Here is a 17,260-nt window from a genome sequence, read left to right on the forward strand (position 1 = left end):
CCCTAAGCGATGATCAAAACGTTTACCCTATTTATTGCCTTCTTTTTTTTATTTGTTTTTAATTCTTTCGCTCAGGATGATGTTAAATACCGTGTAATTCTTTTCGGCGATGCCGGAGAAATGAATGCTGCCCAGATGCAGGATTTAAAAAATGCCGCCAAGCAGATTATTCCAAAAAAAACCACTGTGGTTTATCTTGGCGATAACATTTATCCCACAGGAATGGGTTTGCCTGGAAGTATTGAAGAAGAGGAGACAAAAAAAATATTACGGTCACAATTTGAACCCATGCGCAATATGGGCGCAAGTGTTTATTTCATTCCGGGTAATCATGACTGGGATAAATCCGGACCAGATGGTTTGGCGAAAATCAAAGCACAGGATGATTATTTAAAAGCGCAGAACGATCCATTGCTTAAATTAATTCCTGCGAACGGGTGTCCTGATCCGGTAGCCATCAACCTCACCGATAAACTCACCATCATTGCTTATGACAGTGAGTGGTGGCTATTTCCATATAAAAAATCAAATCCGGCAGGTGAATGTGATTGCAATACCAAAGATGAAGTGCTGGTACGCATGGAAGAAATGCTGGAACAAAATAAAAACAAGGTGATCTTATTGGCTTCACACCATCCATTTCAGAGTTATGGGCCACATGGCGGCTATTTTAATTTAAGAAATCACCTTTTTCCATTGACTTCCCTAAATAAGAATTTATATATCCCGATGCCGGTTTTGGGCTCGGTTTATCCTTTGTTAAGATCTACGCTTTTAAGTCCTGAAGATTTAAATCATCCGGCATATAAAGACATGATCAAATCTGTAAATGGTGTTTTTGGCGATTATCCGAATGTAACTTATGTGGCGGGTCATGAGCATGGTTTACAAATGATTAAAGGGAAACAACTGCAGATTATCAGTGGTTCCGGCTCAAAGGTTTCGCCGAATAAAAAGGGCAAAAATTCCTTATTTCAGGAAATGCAGCAGGGCTATGTCATTGCTGATCAGTTGAAAAATAATGATATGCGCTATGCGTATTACATTTATTCGGATACCAGCGTTAAACAGGTTTACAGCTATATTAAAAAGTTTGCAGAAATTCCTTCAAAAATTAGAAACAGGGATAAGCCGCTTACAGCCGATAGTATTTTTGTACGCATTAAACCGGAGTACGATAGCGTAGGGCGTTTTCATCGGTATGTTTTTGGTGAAAATTACCGGAAGGAATATGCCGAAAGAACTAAAGTTCCGGTGTTGCATGTCTCAAAAATGAAAGGTGGCCTTAAAGCCACTCAACGTGGAGGAGGTAACCAGTCGCGCTCTTTAAGACTGGAAGACAAGGACGGGAAGGAATATGTGTTGCGTAGCATAGAAAAATACCCGGAGGTTCTGCTGCCTGAGGCCTTGCGGAATACCTTTGCAAAAGACGTAATTAAGGATAACATGTCTGCCCAGCATCCCTTCTCAGCTTTGGTTGTTCCTGACCTGGCAGATGCAGCTAAAATTCCACATACCAATCCGGTTATCGGCTGGGTTTCTCCTGATGATGGTCTAGGCGAGTTTGAATCTGCTTTTGCCAATACACTATGCTTATTCGAGGAGCGCGAGCCTGTAGGAGAATCAGACAGTTCACCGAAAATGGATAAAAAATTAACGGATGACAACGATAATAAATTAGATGGCCCGGCCTGGGTAAAGGCAAGATCACTTGATGTATTGCTTGGCGATTGGGACAGGCATGAAGACCAGTGGCGCTGGAAAGAAACCAAAACCAAAGATGGTTCAAATTATACACCTGTACCAAGAGACCGCGACCAGGTTTTTTTCCGTTCAGATGGTTTTTTACAACGTTTTACACAATCATCCTCTTTGCTCCCAATGATGCAGGGCTACGAACGCCCCATACAAAATATTAACTGGTTTTTATGGGAAGGCAGGGAAATCAGCAGCCGCTGGACCGCAAATATAACGGAAGATGAATTTAATCAGATAGTGAAAGATTTCTGCGCCAATTACAATGATGCCGTTTTTGAAAAGGCCTTGCGGAAACTTCCTGAGCCAAGCTATTCATTACATCATGACGAATTTTTAAAAAGGTTGCGTGAGCGGGTAGCCAGTTTGCCTAAACTGATGAATGATTACTATCATTTCTTTAACCGCATCGTTGATATAGAAGTAACCAATAAAAATGAGCGCATTAAAATCAACGATACCAAAGAAAATGGTTTGCGGGTGAAGATTAATAAAATATCAAAAGAAGGCAATATCAAAGATGAATTGTTTGACCGGAAGTTCGATCCCAAAGTGACGAAGGAAATTCGGGTGTATATGCACAACGGGAATGACAGCTTAATCCTCGACAATAAAAATTCTGCCATTAAAATCCGGATAATTGGAGGCAAGGGGGAGAAATATTACGATTTTGCAAATAGCAATGGCAGGGTAAAATTATACGGTCGTACAGATAAGGCAACTTACGCTGGTAATGATCAGAATAAAATCAACAAAATTATTTCCAATGATACGGCAAACTTCAGTTACATCCCTAAAGATATGTATGTGCGGAGATCATATAATTTAAACGCAGGCTACAACAGGGATGATGGAATTTTATTGGGTTTAATTTACAAGCAAACCAATCCGGGGTTCCGTAAGCAACCCTGGGGCAATTCACAAACGGTTTCATTTTTGCATTCTTTCTCTACCAGGGCATTCCGTTTTAATTATAAGGGCGAATGGTTAAAAGCATTGGGTAAGGGAGATTTATTGGTAAACGGTTATGCTTTTGCCCCCAATAATAACCAGAATTTCTTCGGTTTAGGTAATGATACTCATTTTGATGAACATGGTGATGATATCCGCTACTATAGGGCCAGGTTTAACCTGTACCAGGTAGATGCAGCCATCAGGTGGCGTAAACCCAAATCAACCTTTTCTGTAGGACCCTCTTATCAGTATTATAAGTTCAACCGCGAAGATAACGAAGGCCGTTTTATCCTCAATGCTGATCAGTTGCACTCTGCAGATAGCTTAACGGTGCGTAACGAAAAAATGTTTGCCGGGGCGATTGTAAATTTCACCAATAACACCAGGGATAATGACCTCCTACCTACCTTGGGAAGTTTTGTAGATTTTAAATTGCTTGGCTATAAGGGTGTTAACCAATATTCAAATTCTTTCGGGCAGTTAACAGCAAGTATTGCCTTATATAAAAATTTAGACGGCAGGAAAAATTTTATTCTGGCCGATCGTTTTGGTGGTGGTGTAACGGTTGGAAAACCGGCATTTTATCAGGCCTTATACCTTGGTGGGCAGGGTAATCTTCAGGGTTACCGGCAGTTCAGGTTTGCCGGTGAACATATTTTTTACAATAATTTAGAGTTAAGGGCGAAACTGGGTGATTTGGTCAGTTATGTTTTACCCGGACAAATTGGCTTGCTGGGCTTCTATGATGTTGGCCGGGTTTGGCAACGGAATGAAGTGTCTACCACCTGGCATCACGGTGTAGGTGGTGGCTTGTATTTTGCACCGGCATCACTCACAGTTGTACGATTTGTAATGGGACATTCTTCAGAAGGATGGTACCCATACGTTTCTTTAAACTTTAGGTATTAAATTTGTAAAGCTTTAGTCAGGGGACCATCTCCAAGTATTACGTTATAAAGACCTATTATTAAAGGAAGAGGTAATATCTTTGTACTGAATAAGATAACTGTAAATATTCCAAGAAAGGAAATCCGTCATGAATACCAACGTAATTCAAATACATAAAAACGAATGTTTCAAGCATCAGATAGATTCGTCGCTTTCCTTTCGCCCGCTGGTGGAGTATTTAAAAGGAAGGTTGAAAACGGAGAAATCCGTAAAATCTGAGTTTTACAGGTTTCTGCTGGAAAAAATTGAGAAAGAGAAGTTACTCCTAAATAATATCAAGGCAAAAGATCTGGTTCAATATAAAGATACTTTAGAACTTATTTTTACCATCCTTACACCATTGATGGATAATGAGGATGATTTGTTCTGGGCCTTGAGTACCCCGGTTCCGGATGAAATTTTCTTCAGTACAAATGCATTTTACAATTTTTTTAAGGATCACGATCCTAAAAATAAGATTACCAAGGATAGCGAACCGGTTGAAAAGAAACAGCTTAAGTTTATTTATAATATTATTTTATTGCGCTTTTACAACTTTACCTCTGTAATTAAAAATGAAGTTATTTATGGACATGTAAATGAGAAAACCAAGCTTACGCAATATTACAACATTCAAACGGATACCAAGTTTGTAGACATCCAGTATAAAGGAGAACTTCCTGAACTTAATTTTGAAGAACTTGGAAAATATTTTCAGGAGGATAATGAACTGGAATACCTGCTGAAGCATTTGCCACTAAATGATTTTTCTTTCGATGGATTCAGTATCATTTCCATCACCGATGTAACGCTACAGCATGCTATTGATGGTATTCGTGATGCCCTCGTTAATCATGATTATCAGAATGATGCTTATACGCACGTTATCCAGGCACTGAAAAGCTTAAGTGGCGATGGCAACCTGGAATTTGGATTAATGCCATTTTTAACGGTAAATAACAAACTGGTTTTTGATCACCTGGAATTTTCTCAAAGCAAGCTGATCAATTCGGCAAAAGCTTCCTATGTAGAAGAAGAGGTGTTCTACTCCCTGGTTGATAAATATATGGAAAACCCCAAAGCCATTTTTGTAAGTTCCATTAATGATGAGCTGATTTTGAAAGATCCTTTCTTAAAGGTATTGAAAGAGGCGGGGGTATGTTCTTATTCTGTATTACCGGTTTATTATAATACCCAGCTGGCCGGTGTACTGGAGGTTTATTCTGATAATGAAGTAATTATTGATGATAGGTTATTGTCGAGATTGCGCCCGGCTATGCCTTTGATCGGGCAACTTTTCCAATATAATATCGAGGATTTTAATGCTAAAATGGATGAAGTGCTGATGGATAAATTCACGGCCTTACAACCTTCTGTACAGTGGAAATTTAATGAGGCCGTATGGCACTTTCTTCAAAAGAACAGCAGTAAAAACAAGATTAAAGAAATTGAAACGGTTACATTTAAACACATGTATCCATTATTTGGTGCCATTGATATCCGTAACTCCACCATTGAGCGGAATAAAGCTTTAAAGGATGATTTGAGTGTGCTGCTGGAGAGTCTAATACAGGCATTGAAAGCAATCAAGAAAGTTGTTTCCCTTGAAATTACAGAGAAAATTTTGTTTAACTGTAAAGACTGGACTAAAAGGATAGATCATTTGACTTCTTCAAATGAAGAGAGTCAGCTCAACGAATTCCTTGCTGCTGAGGTTTACCCTTTCCTTTCCATTATCAAGGCCAACTATCCGCAAACGGCTGAAATTGTAGATGATTATTTTAAGGTCATTATTCCTGAAACCGGGAGTGCTTATTCTAACCGCAGAAAGCTGGAAGTTTCCATGCAGATGATCAATACCGAGGTAAGCCAGTACCTGGAAAAATCGCAAGCCAACCTGCAGGAATCTTATCCTTGTTATTTTGCCAAGTTTAGAACAGACGGGGTGGAGTATGACATTTATATCGGGCAGGAAATTGCGCCGCAGAAACCTTTTGATTTATTATACTTAAAAAATATCCGCTTATGGCAGCTGACTTCAATGGTGGAGATTGCCAGGCTGTCCAAGGGTTTAATCGGAGAAATCCCTTTTCCGCTGGAAACGACCCAGTTAATTTTTATTCATTCAAATCCTATCGACATTAGTTTCAGGAACGATGAGCGAAGATTCGATGTAGAAGGTGCCTATAATATCCGTTATGAAGTGGTGAAGAAGCGGATTGATAAAGTATTAATCAAAGGAAAGAATGAACGCCTGACCCAGCCGGATAAAATTTCAATGGTTTATTTTAATCCGGATGAAGCCAAAGAATATATGGAGTATATCAAATACATGCAGGTTCAGGGCTATTTTAATGATGATTTAGAACAACTTGAACTCGAAGAGTTGCAAGGTGTTTCCGGTTTAAGGGCATTGCGTGTGGGGGTTAAATACGTTGAACCTAAAAAGGAAACCGTAAAAAAATTAAAGGCGAAAGAACTGGAATCTATGGAGAAAGAGATTGCTTCCATAATGGAAAGCTAAATTCTTACTGTTTACCTTTTATTATAGTTTCAATTTACCATCTTTGAACAAATCAAAAGCTGTTTGATAATTGGCAATGCCTTCATTTATCATTTGTTTAGATAGCTGATGCGGTTTTTGTGTATTTTTCAATGGATTATACAAATAGGTATCAATCTTTCGGTGCGGACTGAGTAAAAGCAAACTATCGCCCTTCAGGTAGGCGAGTTTTTGGTAAGTACCTAAAAATGCCCTGGGCTGATAATGATCCGCCAGGACATTCTGACCATAAAATTCACTATCATAACTCCAGCCTAATAAATACCAGAGTGTTGGGAATAAATCAATCTGCGAAGTCATTTTACTGATATTCCTATTCGGCTGGTGGCTTAAATTTAAAATCATACAGGGAATCTGATATTTAGAAATATCAACCTCGTTTTTTCCGGCACTGCTGGCGCAATGATCTGCAACAATAATGATCACCGTATTTTTAAAATAAGGTCGTGTTTTTATCTTGTCGATGAATTTTCCAATGGCATAATCTGTATACCGTACGGCGGCTTCTCTTGTTCCTACGGGTAGGTTAATTTTATTTGCCGGAAAAGTAAAAGGCCTGTGGTTGGAGGTGGTCATGATGAAATCATTAAATAGCTGGTGCTGCTTATATTTTTCGTCGGCATCCTTTATCGCCACATTAAAGATATCTTCATCACAAATCCCCCAGGCATTTTCAAAGGTTACTTCCTGGTCGGCAATTAATGTCCGGCTGCCCTGATAGGTTTCATCCAGTAATTTTCTTCCGCGGTCTACAATATTATAACCATTGTTGCCAAAGAAATGGTTCATATTGTCAAAATAACCATCTCCACCATAAAAGAAGGTATTGATATAACCTTTATCTTTAAAGACATGGCCAACGGTAAACAAGTTTTCGTTGTCATTTCGCCTGATAATGCTGCTGCCGGGAGTTGGTGGGATGGATAAGGTAAGTGCTTCCATTCCCCTCACTGTCCTGGTTCCGGTTGCATACATATTACTAAAGAAAATGCTGCTGTCTGCCAGGGCATCTATGCGGGGAGTAAGTTGCTGTTTGTTACCATAGTGCGCTAAAAATTCAGCACTCAGGCTTTCCACCGTAATCATGATTACATTTGGACGGTAAGTGGAATCTGTACCCTTAATATTCCTAGAAATCGTCAGTCCGTTTTTAAAGCTTGTACCATTTTGTGCCAGTTGGTTTCTGACGATGGCAAAAGCCTTTTGGCCATCAATAAGCTGATAAAATTCATGGTAATTTAATTCATTATTTTTAAATGCCGCAAAAAAGGAATAAATACCAGCTTTACCCAGTTCATTGGCATAGCGGTTATTGCCCTGTTCTGCAGCACTGTTTTTTACAAAGAGTGAGAACAATATAGCTGTCAGCATCAGCGAAACAGTATAAACAAGGCGTTTTTTGAAAGGCATTTTACTTTCAGCATTTAAGCTGAAAATTTTTAACCTGTTAAACAGGTAGGTAATGATTAAGGCAATAGCGAGAATACCAGAAATTAAATAGGGAAGCGGATAAGATTCATTAATGTTGTGGACCACCTCATAGGTATAGATGAGGTAATCAACAGCTATAAAATTAAATCTGCTTTCAAATTCCTGCCAAAAGGTGATTTCGGCGAAGAACGAAAAAAGTGTTAGTATGACGAAGATAAAAAATATGGAAAGCGTTAAAATGCTATTCCATTTCTGCCTGTAAAGGCGATCAGGAAGAAGCAATAAATATAAGGCATAGCATGAGGTCATGATCAAGGCTGTTCCGGCATCAAAAAATAAACCAACAGCATAGCACCTCAGGATTTCGAAAAAACTGAAATCTGCATGTGAAAAAGATAAGATAAGCAGGATGGTGCGGATAACAAAAGAGCAGGTTAAAAAATAGGCAATAAAGCTTAACAGAATTGAATACCGGCCTTTGATTAAGTGGTTCATTGGGTTAATAATTTGCGCAAGATACCCTTCAATTCTGAAGATTGTCTGAATCTTTCAAAAAAAATGGCTTTCTGGAAAGTCAGAAAGCCATTTTTATGTGGGTATTTTTTGGTTAATATACAGCGGCAATTTCTTTACCTGTAGCTGTAATTTCAGTGGATTTGATATTGGTTTTCAGTGCAGCAAATTTATCAATGGTAAGTTTTTGTGTGTTGCCCATCACTAAAGTATGAGTATCTGTTGAGCCACTTAATTTTAAATCGGCATCATCCTGAATTACGGTGTATAAGCCTTTTGAAATGGTATTGATTTCAGCATGTGCGTTTCCTTTTAAAAAGATTTGAAGATACAGTGAATTTAACTTGCCTTCAGTTTTAACTACTGCATTATCTGTAGCTTCAATTCTATAAATATCTGTTACATATACAATTAATTTTGCAAAAGTTCCATCAGTTGAAGTGATGCGGAGCATATCGCCGCTTTGTAAAATTTTTGCGGTGCCGGTATTATCTTCTGCATAAGCCACGCCGCTGTTTGCCCTTTGAATTAAGATAACTTCAACATTTCCTTTCACAGAAACTTTTTTAAAGCCATTAACAGCCGAAACTTTTAAAGGATGAGTTTCTGAAGCGGAAACGCTTGTTGAAAATACAGCTGTTGATAAAACGATGGCTGTTAATGTTGTTGCAATCAGGGTTTTGATTGAAGTTTTCATAATATCTTTTGTTTAATAATTTAATGTTAATTAATTGTTATTGAATTATTTAAGTAATTTATTTGTTTGTAGATAAGACGTAACGGACACCAAAACGTTGCAGACCATTACTCGCTTTTATACCATTGCTGTAAAATTCTCGACGAACGGGCTTTAATTCAAGACGAAATTTTGGTGCTTCCTTTTACGGATTGTAAAAAAACGGGCAATTGGATTTTGAATACTTCCTTTTTCCTATATTTAAAAAAATATTCTTACAATCAATATGAAGAAAAAGGTTGTGCTTATTCAGGATAATAAAGAAATTCTTGAAATAATGGACCAGGTGCTGGAGGAGGAGGGATTTGATGTTACGGCATCATTAACGACCGATCCGGTTGAAAAAATAGATGAGATTGACCCTGATGTAGTAGTAGTGGATGACCACATTAAAGGTGAAAAAAAAGGGTCAGAAGTTATTAAGGACTTAAAATCTGACCCGGAAACAGAAGATGTATCTGCAGTGCTTACTTCCACATCCAATAAATTGCCAGAAGAAGCAAAGGAATGCAAAGCGGATGATTATATTGAAAAACCGTTTGACATTGATCACATGATCAATGTGGTGAAAAAAAACTGTTAATTACCGGTTTAAGGTTGGCTCGTAAGTGTCTGTATTCACCATTGCTTTTAATTCGTGTAAAATTTGATATAAACCAAAGTTTGTGCGGTTCACATAAATGAAATGTTTTACACCTCTGGCCTGTTTAAATTCAGGCATTTTTGAAATCTTCTCACCATAAAGATATAGTTGCTCAAAAAATTCTGTTTTACTGAAATCAAACACCTTGCTGATATAAGGTTTTGCAAAAAGACTGATCATTTCCTTATATGCTTTATAGTAGAATTCTACCTGCTCTTCAGTATCATCGGTATGAATCATGTCTAGTTTTCTAAAGGCATCAATCGTCTTGGTTTTATCGTTGATTACATCTGTAGAAATGAGCGAGAAGAAAGGGTAATAGAAATCATTTGGCAATTCTTTAATGCATCCAAAATCAATGACACCCAGGTCTTCATCTGGCGTGATCATAAAGTTGCCGGGATGCGGATCTGCATGCACAGCACGAAGCTCATGTTGCTGGAAGTTATAGAAATCCCAAAGAGCCTGGCCAATTTTATTTCTCAGTTCCTGAGAAGGATTAGTTTTTAAAAACTCTTTTAAATGTAATCCATCCAGCCAATCCATGGTGATGATTCGCTTACCCGATAACTCAGGATAGTATTTCGGAAAAACCACGTGATCAAGGTTTTTGCAGTCTTCAGAGAACTGGATAGACCTCCTTACCTCAAGCTCATAATCAGTTTCTTCCAGTAAGCGTTCTTCAACCTCTTTAATATAAATATTTAATTCCCGCTCAGACATTCCCAATAGGCGGAAAGCAAATGGCTTTACCAGTTTTAAATCTGATGAAATACTGTCGCCAACACCCGGGTATTGAATTTTAACGGCAAGTTTTTTGCCATTGAGCGTAGCCTGATGTACTTGTCCGATAGATGCGGCATTGCTGGAATTCAGATTAAAGGTATCAAAAATCTGCTCAGGTGTTTTGCCAAAGTTTTTGGTAAATGTACGCACAATTAAAGGCCCTGAAAGGGGAGGTGCATTGTATTGCGACTGGGTAAATTTATCTACATATGATTTTGGTAGGATATTTTTATCCATACTTAACATCTGCGCTATTTTTAAGGCACTACCCTTAAGTTCGCTCAGCGATTTATAAATATCAGTTGCATTATCTTCATTTAACTGATCTCTATCCATATCCGGATTAAACAATTTCTTTGAATAATGCTTGATATAGTTTCCGCCAATCTGAAAACCTGTTTTCACAAATTTTGCCGAGCGCTCTACTTTTGTAGTTGGAATACTCTGTTGTGTCTTCATTAATGATTATAATCCCATTTTTTCTTTAAACTTCCCGTTTCTGGATAGAAACTTTCCATAATCAATCAGGTTATCAATAGGTGAATGCTGAAAAAGATCGAATGTAACGTTGATTCCCTTTTCAATGGCCTCATCACTTTTCTCAAAGCCGTCACTGTCATCATTAATCCAAAAATTAAGGATAAATGAAAACTGAATCCAAAGGGCATCCTTATAACGTTTAGTTAAAAATTTACGTTCAGCCAATTCGCCACTTTCCAGGCCGTCATCAATAATTTCCTGTGCAAAGTTCTCGAAAATTGGCTTTACACCCGCCAATATATCAGGTGTGGAAAATTTACCCCTGTAATTTTTTAAACTATAAATAACAAAGCTGCGTTCGCTTTTCAGATTTTCCAGAAAGCTGTAAAAAAAAGAAAGCATTTTCTCACGCGAAGTATATTGTAGCCAAACTTCCTGCTCCTTTATTTTACGAATGGTTTCAAAAGTGAATTCAAACCAAATGGTCTTCTCTATACTTTCAAAAGAAGAAAAAAACTGATAAAATTCAGCTTCGGTAATTTTAATCTTCTTTGCAAAAGAATAAACCGTTTTTGGTTTTTCATCATGGGTTAAAACATAATCTATATATGCTTTTCTAATCTGTTGAGCAGTTGCCATATTATCGTTTATTTACAATAATAACGTTTTATTAATTTGCTTGTTTTATATCTTTTTAATTGTAGATCATTATTTTGTAATAATAGCTTTCAAAATATTTGAAAGTTGTTTTTTGACTAATTTAAATAGCAAATTAAAAATCAAAAGAAAATATTTTTAGTTTATATGCTAAATAAATTAGTATAATTGTGCTTTGGTATTTATTCTCATCAATATGATTCAGCTGAATGATTTTTTATACGGAAATATGGAATTTCCAAAGGTATTTGAAGCGCTTTTGCAAACAGATGCTTTAAAGCGTTTAGCTGGCATACACCAGAGCGGAGCAATTTTCCTGGTTAATCCATCTATTTGTCATTCACGTTTAGAACATGCAATAGGAGTAGCCATGCTGATCAAGAAAATGGGAGGCACTGAACTTGAACAAATTGCCGGATTGCTACATGATGTTTCGCATACGGCTTTTTCCCATGTAGGTGATTATGTATTTGAGTATGTTGAAGAGGATTACCATGAGCAGATTTTTGCTGAGGTGATCTATAAATCTGAAATTCCGGATGTGCTGCTTAAATATGGCTATACTGCTAATCAGATTATTCATGGTGTTTTTAATATTTTAGAACAGCCGATGCCATCGCTTTGTGCAGATCGTTTGGATTATACGTTGCGTGATGGCATTCATGGGGAAATCATTACCCGCCAGCGGGCTAAGCAGTTTTTAAATGCGGTGGTGCTGAGCAATGGCATAATTGCCGTAAATAATGATGCTGAAGTGCAATGGATCAATGAGACATTTAAAAAATTAAATGATGATGTATTTAAACTCCCGGTTCATCTCTATGCAAATGGAAAAATGACTGAACTGATTAAACTCTTCTTAAAAAAAGGATTACTTACCAAAAGTGATATGTTTAAAACGGATACACTATTGCTGAATAAAATCAGAACAACATATGAAGGGTATGAAGCCATAAAATCCATCAAACAATTGCGTGGACTTGCAGAATTTATCAGGCATGGCAAAGTTCCTGTGATTAAAGATAGGGCATTAAAAGCGTTATTGGTTTAGTATAAGTCATATTTTAAAAACAATATTACTTATTTTAGCGTATCTTGTTTAAAAATAATTTATGTCGGCTATAGAAATCATATTAATTGGTGTTATAATCCTGTTACTTTTTGGCGGTAAAAAGTTGCCGGAACTGATGCGCGGAATCGGCAGAAGTGTGAAAGCGTTTAAAAATGCGAAGGATGAGCCTGCTCACAAATAATCAGCACGAAATAAACTTTTCCACTATTGGGGTGTTCTGAATGTAAACTCACCGCAATGGAAAATCAAAACAAAGATCAGGAAAAATCAACATTTTTTAAGCAAGCCCAGGAAAATCCTTCTACAGGTTTAAATGACTGGAATGACCGCCTGGATGAAAACTTAGAACCAGAAAAACAGGGCGATACTGCTGCAGATGATCGGGCAAAAGATTTCTCAGAAAAACTGGGCAGTGGTGACCAGTCAGATCAAGCCGGTAACTAATAATTTACCTGTCGATTATTCACTTAACATGGAAGAATCATGTCTATATTCCTGTATATGACAGATTAATGAATAAAGTGCAGCTGCCTGGCAAGACACCAACCAGGATGAGAATGATGAGTCAATAACAATTATTTATCAGTTGGGTGTCTCACCAATCGAAATAATGATGTCTGTATTTTATTAAAATTTGCCTGGAAAAAAATCGTCTCTAACCAATACCCAAATAAACAACTATAATTCTTTCCTTAACCTGGCCACCGGAATGTTCATCTGTTCCCGGTATTTGGCTACAGTTCTTCTGGCAATATTATAACCCCTTTCTTTTAAGATCTCAGTCAGCTTTTCATCGGCCAGGGGCTTGCGTTTATCCTCATTCCCAATACAATCTTCCAGAATTTTTTTAACTTCCTTATTGGAAACTTCTTCACCATTTTCAGTCTGAATGGCTTCAGAGAAAAATGATTTTAATAAAAATGTACCAAATTCGGTTTGAACATATTTAGAGTTTGCCACCCTGGATACCGTAGAGATATCCATGTCGATTTTATCGGCAATATCTTTTAAAATCATCGGACGCATTTTACGTTCATCAGCAGTTAAAAAGTATTCATACTGATAGTGCATAATGGCATTCATGGTTTTAAGCAGCGTCTGTTGCCTTTGCTTAATGGCATCAATAAACCATTTGGCAGAATCTAATTTTTGCTTTACAAACTGAACCGCTTCTTTTAGCTTTTTATCTTTTGAAGATGCTTTATCATAATGCTCAAACATTTCCTGGTAGGAGCGGCTTACTTTAAGTTCGGGTGCATTTTTGGAGTTCAGGGTTAAAATAAGGACGCCATCATTATTGCTGATGTGAAAATCAGGAATAATTTGCATTTGCTTAGTGGTTACCTGGTTGGCATCTCCAGGTTTTGGATTTAAACGGAGAATTTCATTAACAACTTCTTTTAATTCCTCACTATCCAAACCCAGGCTTTTCTCCAGTTTGTCATAATGTTTGCGTGTAAATTCATCCAGGTAATTTTCAACCACATTCATTGCCTTTATGATGATCGGATTTGCGGGATCTTTCCTTTTTAACTGGATCAGCAGGCATTCTTTTAAATCGCGTGCACCAATACCCGGAGGATCAAAGCTTTGAATCAGCTTCAGCATTTCCAATACATCTTCCTCTTCCACCATTACGTTTTGTGAAAATGCAAGATCATCAATCATCGAGCCTAAGGGACGGCGTAAATAACCATCATCATCCAAACTTCCAATAATCTGTTTTCCGATAATAAAATCCTGATCTGAAAGGGGAACCAGGTCTAATTGTTCCTGAAGACTTTCGAAAAAAGTACTTTCTATTGCAATAGGTGTTTCCTTTTTCTCCTCATCATCATCGCCATTATTGTAATTGGTGCTGTAGTCATTGGTATTGTCATCCTGCAGATAATCATCTACATTAAACTCATCCGTATTATTATCTTCAGCCTGACTTTCAAATTCTTCCGGACCATCATTCAGGTCATCATATTCACCTTTTGGTTCTTCCTGCGTCATTAAACTCGGATCTTCCAATGCAGGATTTTCTTCCAATTCTTCTTTAATCCTGGTATCTAAAGCAACGGTTGGTACTTGCAACAATTTTATAAACTGGATTTGTTGTGGTGATAACTTTTGTAATAATTTTTGTTGTAAGTGTTGCTTTAGCATATGATATAGTAGAATGGCGTCAAAAATAAACAAATCATTTCAGATTTTTTTGGAATTACACCAAATGACTTGGTTACGGATTAAATTATTCGCTAAACGTTTGTATTGAGTTTAATGTTTGCTACTTTAGTAAATAAATTAAAACAGATATAATGGGCTTTGTAAAAGAATTTAAAGAATTTGCAATCAAAGGCAATGTTATGGATCTGGCTGTTGGTGTAATTATTGGAGGCGCTTTCGGAAAGATTATTGACAGTGTGGTTAATGATTTAATTATGCCGCTGGTTGCCGGAATCATCGGGAAACCAGATTTCAGCAATTTATACCTGGTATTAAGGGGGGCTGTACCAGAGGGTACTGCTTTAGCAGATGCGAAAAAAATTGAAGGGGCAGCAATTTTTGCCTATGGTAATTTTATAACAGTAGCAATCAATTTCATATTACTGGCTTTAGTTATATTTATGATGATTAAGGCTATTAATAAAATGAAACGTAAGGAAGAGGCTGTTGCTGCTGCACCAGTAGCTCCACCAAAAGAAGAAATGCTGTTAACTGAAATCAGAGACTTGCTTAAAGCAAAGTCTTAACATACATAGGGCTCATAAATTTGAAATGTTACCCTGAGCTCATCGCCAGCATATAATACCCCCGCTTTCATAAAGGGGGATAAATAGCATTAAATGATTAGTTAATAGCTTCTTTTCAATTTTGGATCAGTGATGATGATGTAATCGCCTAAGTTGTTAAATTTTTCCCAATCTGGTTTTTCAAATGCAGGGTCTGAAAAGGCTGATATATTCAGGATCTTAATTTTTGGCGAATATTGCTGTAGTTTCGCCAGTGTTCCCAATTTTTCGTCACTGTGGAAACGGCCATTAATGTGAAAGACTTTGATGCCTTTATTGGCATTGATAAATTTTGAAACAGACCAGGCCATGGTAGCGTCCCAGAAATTTTGCGTTTGATAAACTTTCATTGTGCCCATGCCGTGGCCACCCAATAATTGGTTAAATTTCTGATAATATCTGCCTGTTGCAGTATCTATTGGTAAGGGAGGCAAAAAGCTTAATGATGTTGCAGGAAATTTTTCAAGCATAACCAAGCCTTCTTTAGTAACGGCATTACTGTATCGGGCTGCAGCATTTGCAGTAATAACCTGTAATTTATTTGCTTTTGAATATTCAATTAAAGGCTTATAATCCTTATAATTCTCCCAGGCCCTGCCTTCTTTAATAAAGTTTTTTTCAGAAATTAAGCCAGCCAGAAATTCGTTCATGATCGGCTGAACATCAGTATGGAACATTTCCATACTAAGTGCTACTTGTTGTGAGTAGGTTTTGTTGAGCTTCTCAAAAATCTTTGCTTCCAGATCATGACCAACTGAATCATTATGCTCTTCGCCGAAAAATAATACATCCGTATTTTTCATGTCAGCAATAATATCATCAACAGAGATTACCTTTTGTTTTCTTACATCATATATTTTATAAGGCAAATTAAGGTTTTGCGCCTTCAATCCAATAGCAGCAATTAGAAAAAGTAAGCCAAGTAAATATTTCATGGGCTCAAATTAAGAAATATTTTTTACCGATAAAATAAGGCTGTTCACCGCTGTTTAGCCATTTTTTATGGTGCAGGTATATTGAAGGACTTAATTTATCAACATCTTTGATGTATAAATAGTAAGTAATCGAAATGGAAAACATCAATCATAATAATCGTCAGAATACTTCGGGTAGGGTTGTTGGCGGCCTCGTCATCGCGGCAATTGGCTTCATTTTTTTATTAAATAACCTTGGCCTGGATTTTCCGAGGTGGATATTCAGCATCTGGAGTCTGCTTATCGTATTGGGGATATATTTAGGTATTCGCCGGAATTTTAAAGGTATAGGCTGGCTGATTCTAGTTTTGATAGGTACGTATAATACCATTGATAGGATGGATTTTGATTTTGACCTTTCAAAATATGCACTGGGGTTTGGTTTGGTGATTATTGGTGCTTTTTTAATCATGAGACCCAATGATCGCGTTAAAGTAAAACGAAAAATGAAAGCTAAATTCAAAGATCAGTTCAATACTGCCGATACAAATGAAGAAGAATTTAAAACGGCGGATCAGCATGCTTTTGATCATGATGTTATAGATGTTGTGGCTGTGTTTGGAGGTAACAATCAAACGGTTTATTCTAAAAATTTTAAGGGTGGCGATATTTCAGCTGTATTTGGCGGTGCAGATATCATCATGACTCAGGCAGATTTTGCTGAAACGGCCAGTTTAGATGTTACGGCAATTTTTGGTGGGATAAAATTAATCGTTCCACAAAACTGGGCCATTAAATCAAATGTTACAGCAATTTTTGGCAGTGTAGAAGATAAAAGATCGCATTTAACGCCTACAGGTGATATTCAAAAAACCTTGATCTTAGATGGAACAGCAATGTTTGGCGGGATAGAAATTAAAAGTTTTTAGAGATTCAAGTTATTGAAGCATAACATCTGACAGTGAACCAAAGATAAGTGATTTACCACCATTTATCATAAACGCATACTTTCGGCTTTTTACCAGGGCCGATTGCATTAAACTAATCATTAC

General features: G+C 37.1%; 14 protein-coding genes. 8 read left to right on the forward strand and 6 right to left on the reverse strand.

What is annotated here, in order from left to right; all coding sequences use genetic code 11:
- The first annotated feature begins 9 nt into the window (after positions 1-9).
- Complete coding sequence (locus OQX64_RS03075; RefSeq protein WP_265817589.1) at positions 10-3,618, forward strand: BamA/TamA family outer membrane protein; 3,609 nt, start codon at positions 10-12, stop codon at positions 3,616-3,618.
- A gap of 127 nt (positions 3,619-3,745) precedes the next feature.
- Positions 3,746-6,160, forward strand: coding sequence for a GAF domain-containing protein (locus OQX64_RS03080; protein WP_265817590.1), 2,415 nt, complete (start codon positions 3,746-3,748; stop codon positions 6,158-6,160).
- A gap of 21 nt (positions 6,161-6,181) precedes the next feature.
- Here OQX64_RS03080 and OQX64_RS03085 read toward each other — a convergent pair whose 3' ends face one another.
- Both OQX64_RS03085 and OQX64_RS03090 read right to left on the reverse strand, forming a co-directional pair.
- Entirely contained in the window at positions 6,182-8,125 is a 1,944-nt protein-coding gene (locus OQX64_RS03085) for an LTA synthase family protein (protein ID WP_265817591.1), read from the reverse strand.
- Between the two features lie 112 nt (positions 8,126-8,237).
- Complete coding sequence (locus OQX64_RS03090) at positions 8,238-8,840, reverse strand: GIN domain-containing protein (RefSeq protein ID WP_265817592.1); 603 nt, start codon at positions 8,838-8,840, stop codon at positions 8,238-8,240.
- A 265-nt stretch (positions 8,841-9,105) separates the two neighbouring features.
- Between OQX64_RS03090 and OQX64_RS03095 the strand changes: the two genes are divergently transcribed.
- A complete protein-coding gene (locus OQX64_RS03095; protein ID WP_088300564.1) occupies positions 9,106-9,462 on the forward strand; it encodes a response regulator in 357 nt (118 codons plus the stop codon).
- Here OQX64_RS03095 and OQX64_RS03100 read toward each other — a convergent pair whose 3' ends face one another.
- Positions 9,463-10,767 (reverse strand): ABC1 kinase family protein, encoded by a 1,305-nt coding sequence (locus OQX64_RS03100; RefSeq protein WP_265817593.1) that lies wholly within the window; start codon positions 10,765-10,767, stop codon positions 9,463-9,465. It lies immediately after the preceding gene.
- 6 nt (positions 10,768-10,773) lie between these two features.
- Positions 10,774-11,427 carry a TetR family transcriptional regulator C-terminal domain-containing protein gene (locus OQX64_RS03105; RefSeq protein ID WP_265817594.1) on the reverse strand — a complete coding sequence of 218 codons (654 nt, stop codon included), beginning with the start codon at positions 11,425-11,427 and terminating at the stop codon, positions 10,774-10,776.
- Positions 11,428-11,641: 214 nt separating this feature from the next.
- On the opposite strand from OQX64_RS03105, the gene OQX64_RS03110 reads away from it, so the two are divergent.
- The 3 genes from OQX64_RS03110 (at position 11,642) to OQX64_RS03120 (ending at position 12,961) form a co-directional block, all read left to right on the forward strand.
- Positions 11,642-12,496 carry an HD domain-containing protein gene (locus OQX64_RS03110; protein WP_265817595.1) on the forward strand — a complete coding sequence of 285 codons (855 nt, stop codon included), beginning with the start codon at positions 11,642-11,644 and terminating at the stop codon, positions 12,494-12,496.
- Positions 12,497-12,557: 61 nt separating this feature from the next.
- Positions 12,558-12,698, forward strand: coding sequence for a twin-arginine translocase TatA/TatE family subunit (tatA, locus tag OQX64_RS03115; protein WP_265817596.1), 141 nt, complete (start codon positions 12,558-12,560; stop codon positions 12,696-12,698).
- 56 nt (positions 12,699-12,754) lie between these two features.
- Positions 12,755-12,961, forward strand: a complete 207-nt coding sequence (locus OQX64_RS03120) for a hypothetical protein (RefSeq protein WP_088300559.1) — start codon at positions 12,755-12,757, stop codon at positions 12,959-12,961.
- Positions 12,962-13,195: 234 nt separating this feature from the next.
- Here the strand turns inward: OQX64_RS03120 and rpoN are convergent, their stop codons facing one another.
- Entirely contained in the window at positions 13,196-14,668 is a 1,473-nt protein-coding gene (gene rpoN, locus OQX64_RS03125) for an RNA polymerase factor sigma-54 (RefSeq protein ID WP_088300558.1), read from the reverse strand.
- Between the two features lie 152 nt (positions 14,669-14,820).
- Between rpoN and mscL the strand changes: the two genes are divergently transcribed.
- Positions 14,821-15,255, forward strand: a complete 435-nt coding sequence (gene mscL / locus OQX64_RS03130; protein ID WP_088300557.1) for a large conductance mechanosensitive channel protein MscL — start codon at positions 14,821-14,823, stop codon at positions 15,253-15,255.
- A 101-nt stretch (positions 15,256-15,356) separates the two neighbouring features.
- On the opposite strand, the gene OQX64_RS03135 is transcribed toward mscL, so the two are convergent.
- The gene (locus tag OQX64_RS03135) at positions 15,357-16,229 is read right to left on the reverse strand and encodes a ChaN family lipoprotein (RefSeq protein WP_265817597.1); all 873 of its coding nucleotides are present in this window, start codon (positions 16,227-16,229) and stop codon (positions 15,357-15,359) included.
- Positions 16,230-16,363: 134 nt separating this feature from the next.
- On the opposite strand from OQX64_RS03135, the gene OQX64_RS03140 reads away from it, so the two are divergent.
- On the forward strand, positions 16,364-17,137 hold the full coding sequence (locus tag OQX64_RS03140) for a LiaF transmembrane domain-containing protein (protein WP_088300555.1): 774 nt from the start codon (positions 16,364-16,366) through the stop codon (positions 17,135-17,137).
- The last annotated feature ends 123 nt before the right edge of the window (positions 17,138-17,260 follow it).

Source organism: Pedobacter sp. GR22-10, from assembly GCF_026239715.1.
In the GTDB taxonomy this organism is placed as follows: Bacteria; Bacteroidota; Bacteroidia; order Sphingobacteriales; family Sphingobacteriaceae; genus Pedobacter.

Excerpts from the sequence above, each read along its gene's own strand:
- OQX64_RS03075 (WP_265817589.1), top strand. The coding sequence starts at position 10 with ATGATCAAAACGTTTACCCTATTTATTGCCTTCTTTTTTTTATTTGTT.
- OQX64_RS03080 (WP_265817590.1), top strand. The coding sequence starts at position 3,746 with ATGAATACCAACGTAATTCAAATACATAAAAACGAATGTTTCAAGCAT.
- OQX64_RS03085 (WP_265817591.1), bottom strand. The coding sequence starts at position 8,125 with ATGAACCACTTAATCAAAGGCCGGTATTCAATTCTGTTAAGCTTTATT.
- OQX64_RS03090 (WP_265817592.1), bottom strand. The coding sequence starts at position 8,840 with ATGAAAACTTCAATCAAAACCCTGATTGCAACAACATTAACAGCCATC.
- OQX64_RS03095 (WP_088300564.1), top strand. The coding sequence starts at position 9,106 with ATGAAGAAAAAGGTTGTGCTTATTCAGGATAATAAAGAAATTCTTGAA.
- OQX64_RS03100 (WP_265817593.1), bottom strand. The coding sequence starts at position 10,767 with ATGAAGACACAACAGAGTATTCCAACTACAAAAGTAGAGCGCTCGGCA.
- OQX64_RS03105 (WP_265817594.1), bottom strand. The coding sequence starts at position 11,427 with ATGGCAACTGCTCAACAGATTAGAAAAGCATATATAGATTATGTTTTA.
- OQX64_RS03110 (WP_265817595.1), top strand. The coding sequence starts at position 11,642 with ATGATTCAGCTGAATGATTTTTTATACGGAAATATGGAATTTCCAAAG.
- tatA (WP_265817596.1), top strand. The coding sequence starts at position 12,558 with ATGTCGGCTATAGAAATCATATTAATTGGTGTTATAATCCTGTTACTT.
- OQX64_RS03120 (WP_088300559.1), top strand. The coding sequence starts at position 12,755 with ATGGAAAATCAAAACAAAGATCAGGAAAAATCAACATTTTTTAAGCAA.
- rpoN (WP_088300558.1), bottom strand. The coding sequence starts at position 14,668 with ATGCTAAAGCAACACTTACAACAAAAATTATTACAAAAGTTATCACCA.
- mscL (WP_088300557.1), top strand. The coding sequence starts at position 14,821 with ATGGGCTTTGTAAAAGAATTTAAAGAATTTGCAATCAAAGGCAATGTT.
- OQX64_RS03135 (WP_265817597.1), bottom strand. The coding sequence starts at position 16,229 with ATGAAATATTTACTTGGCTTACTTTTTCTAATTGCTGCTATTGGATTG.
- OQX64_RS03140 (WP_088300555.1), top strand. The coding sequence starts at position 16,364 with ATGGAAAACATCAATCATAATAATCGTCAGAATACTTCGGGTAGGGTT.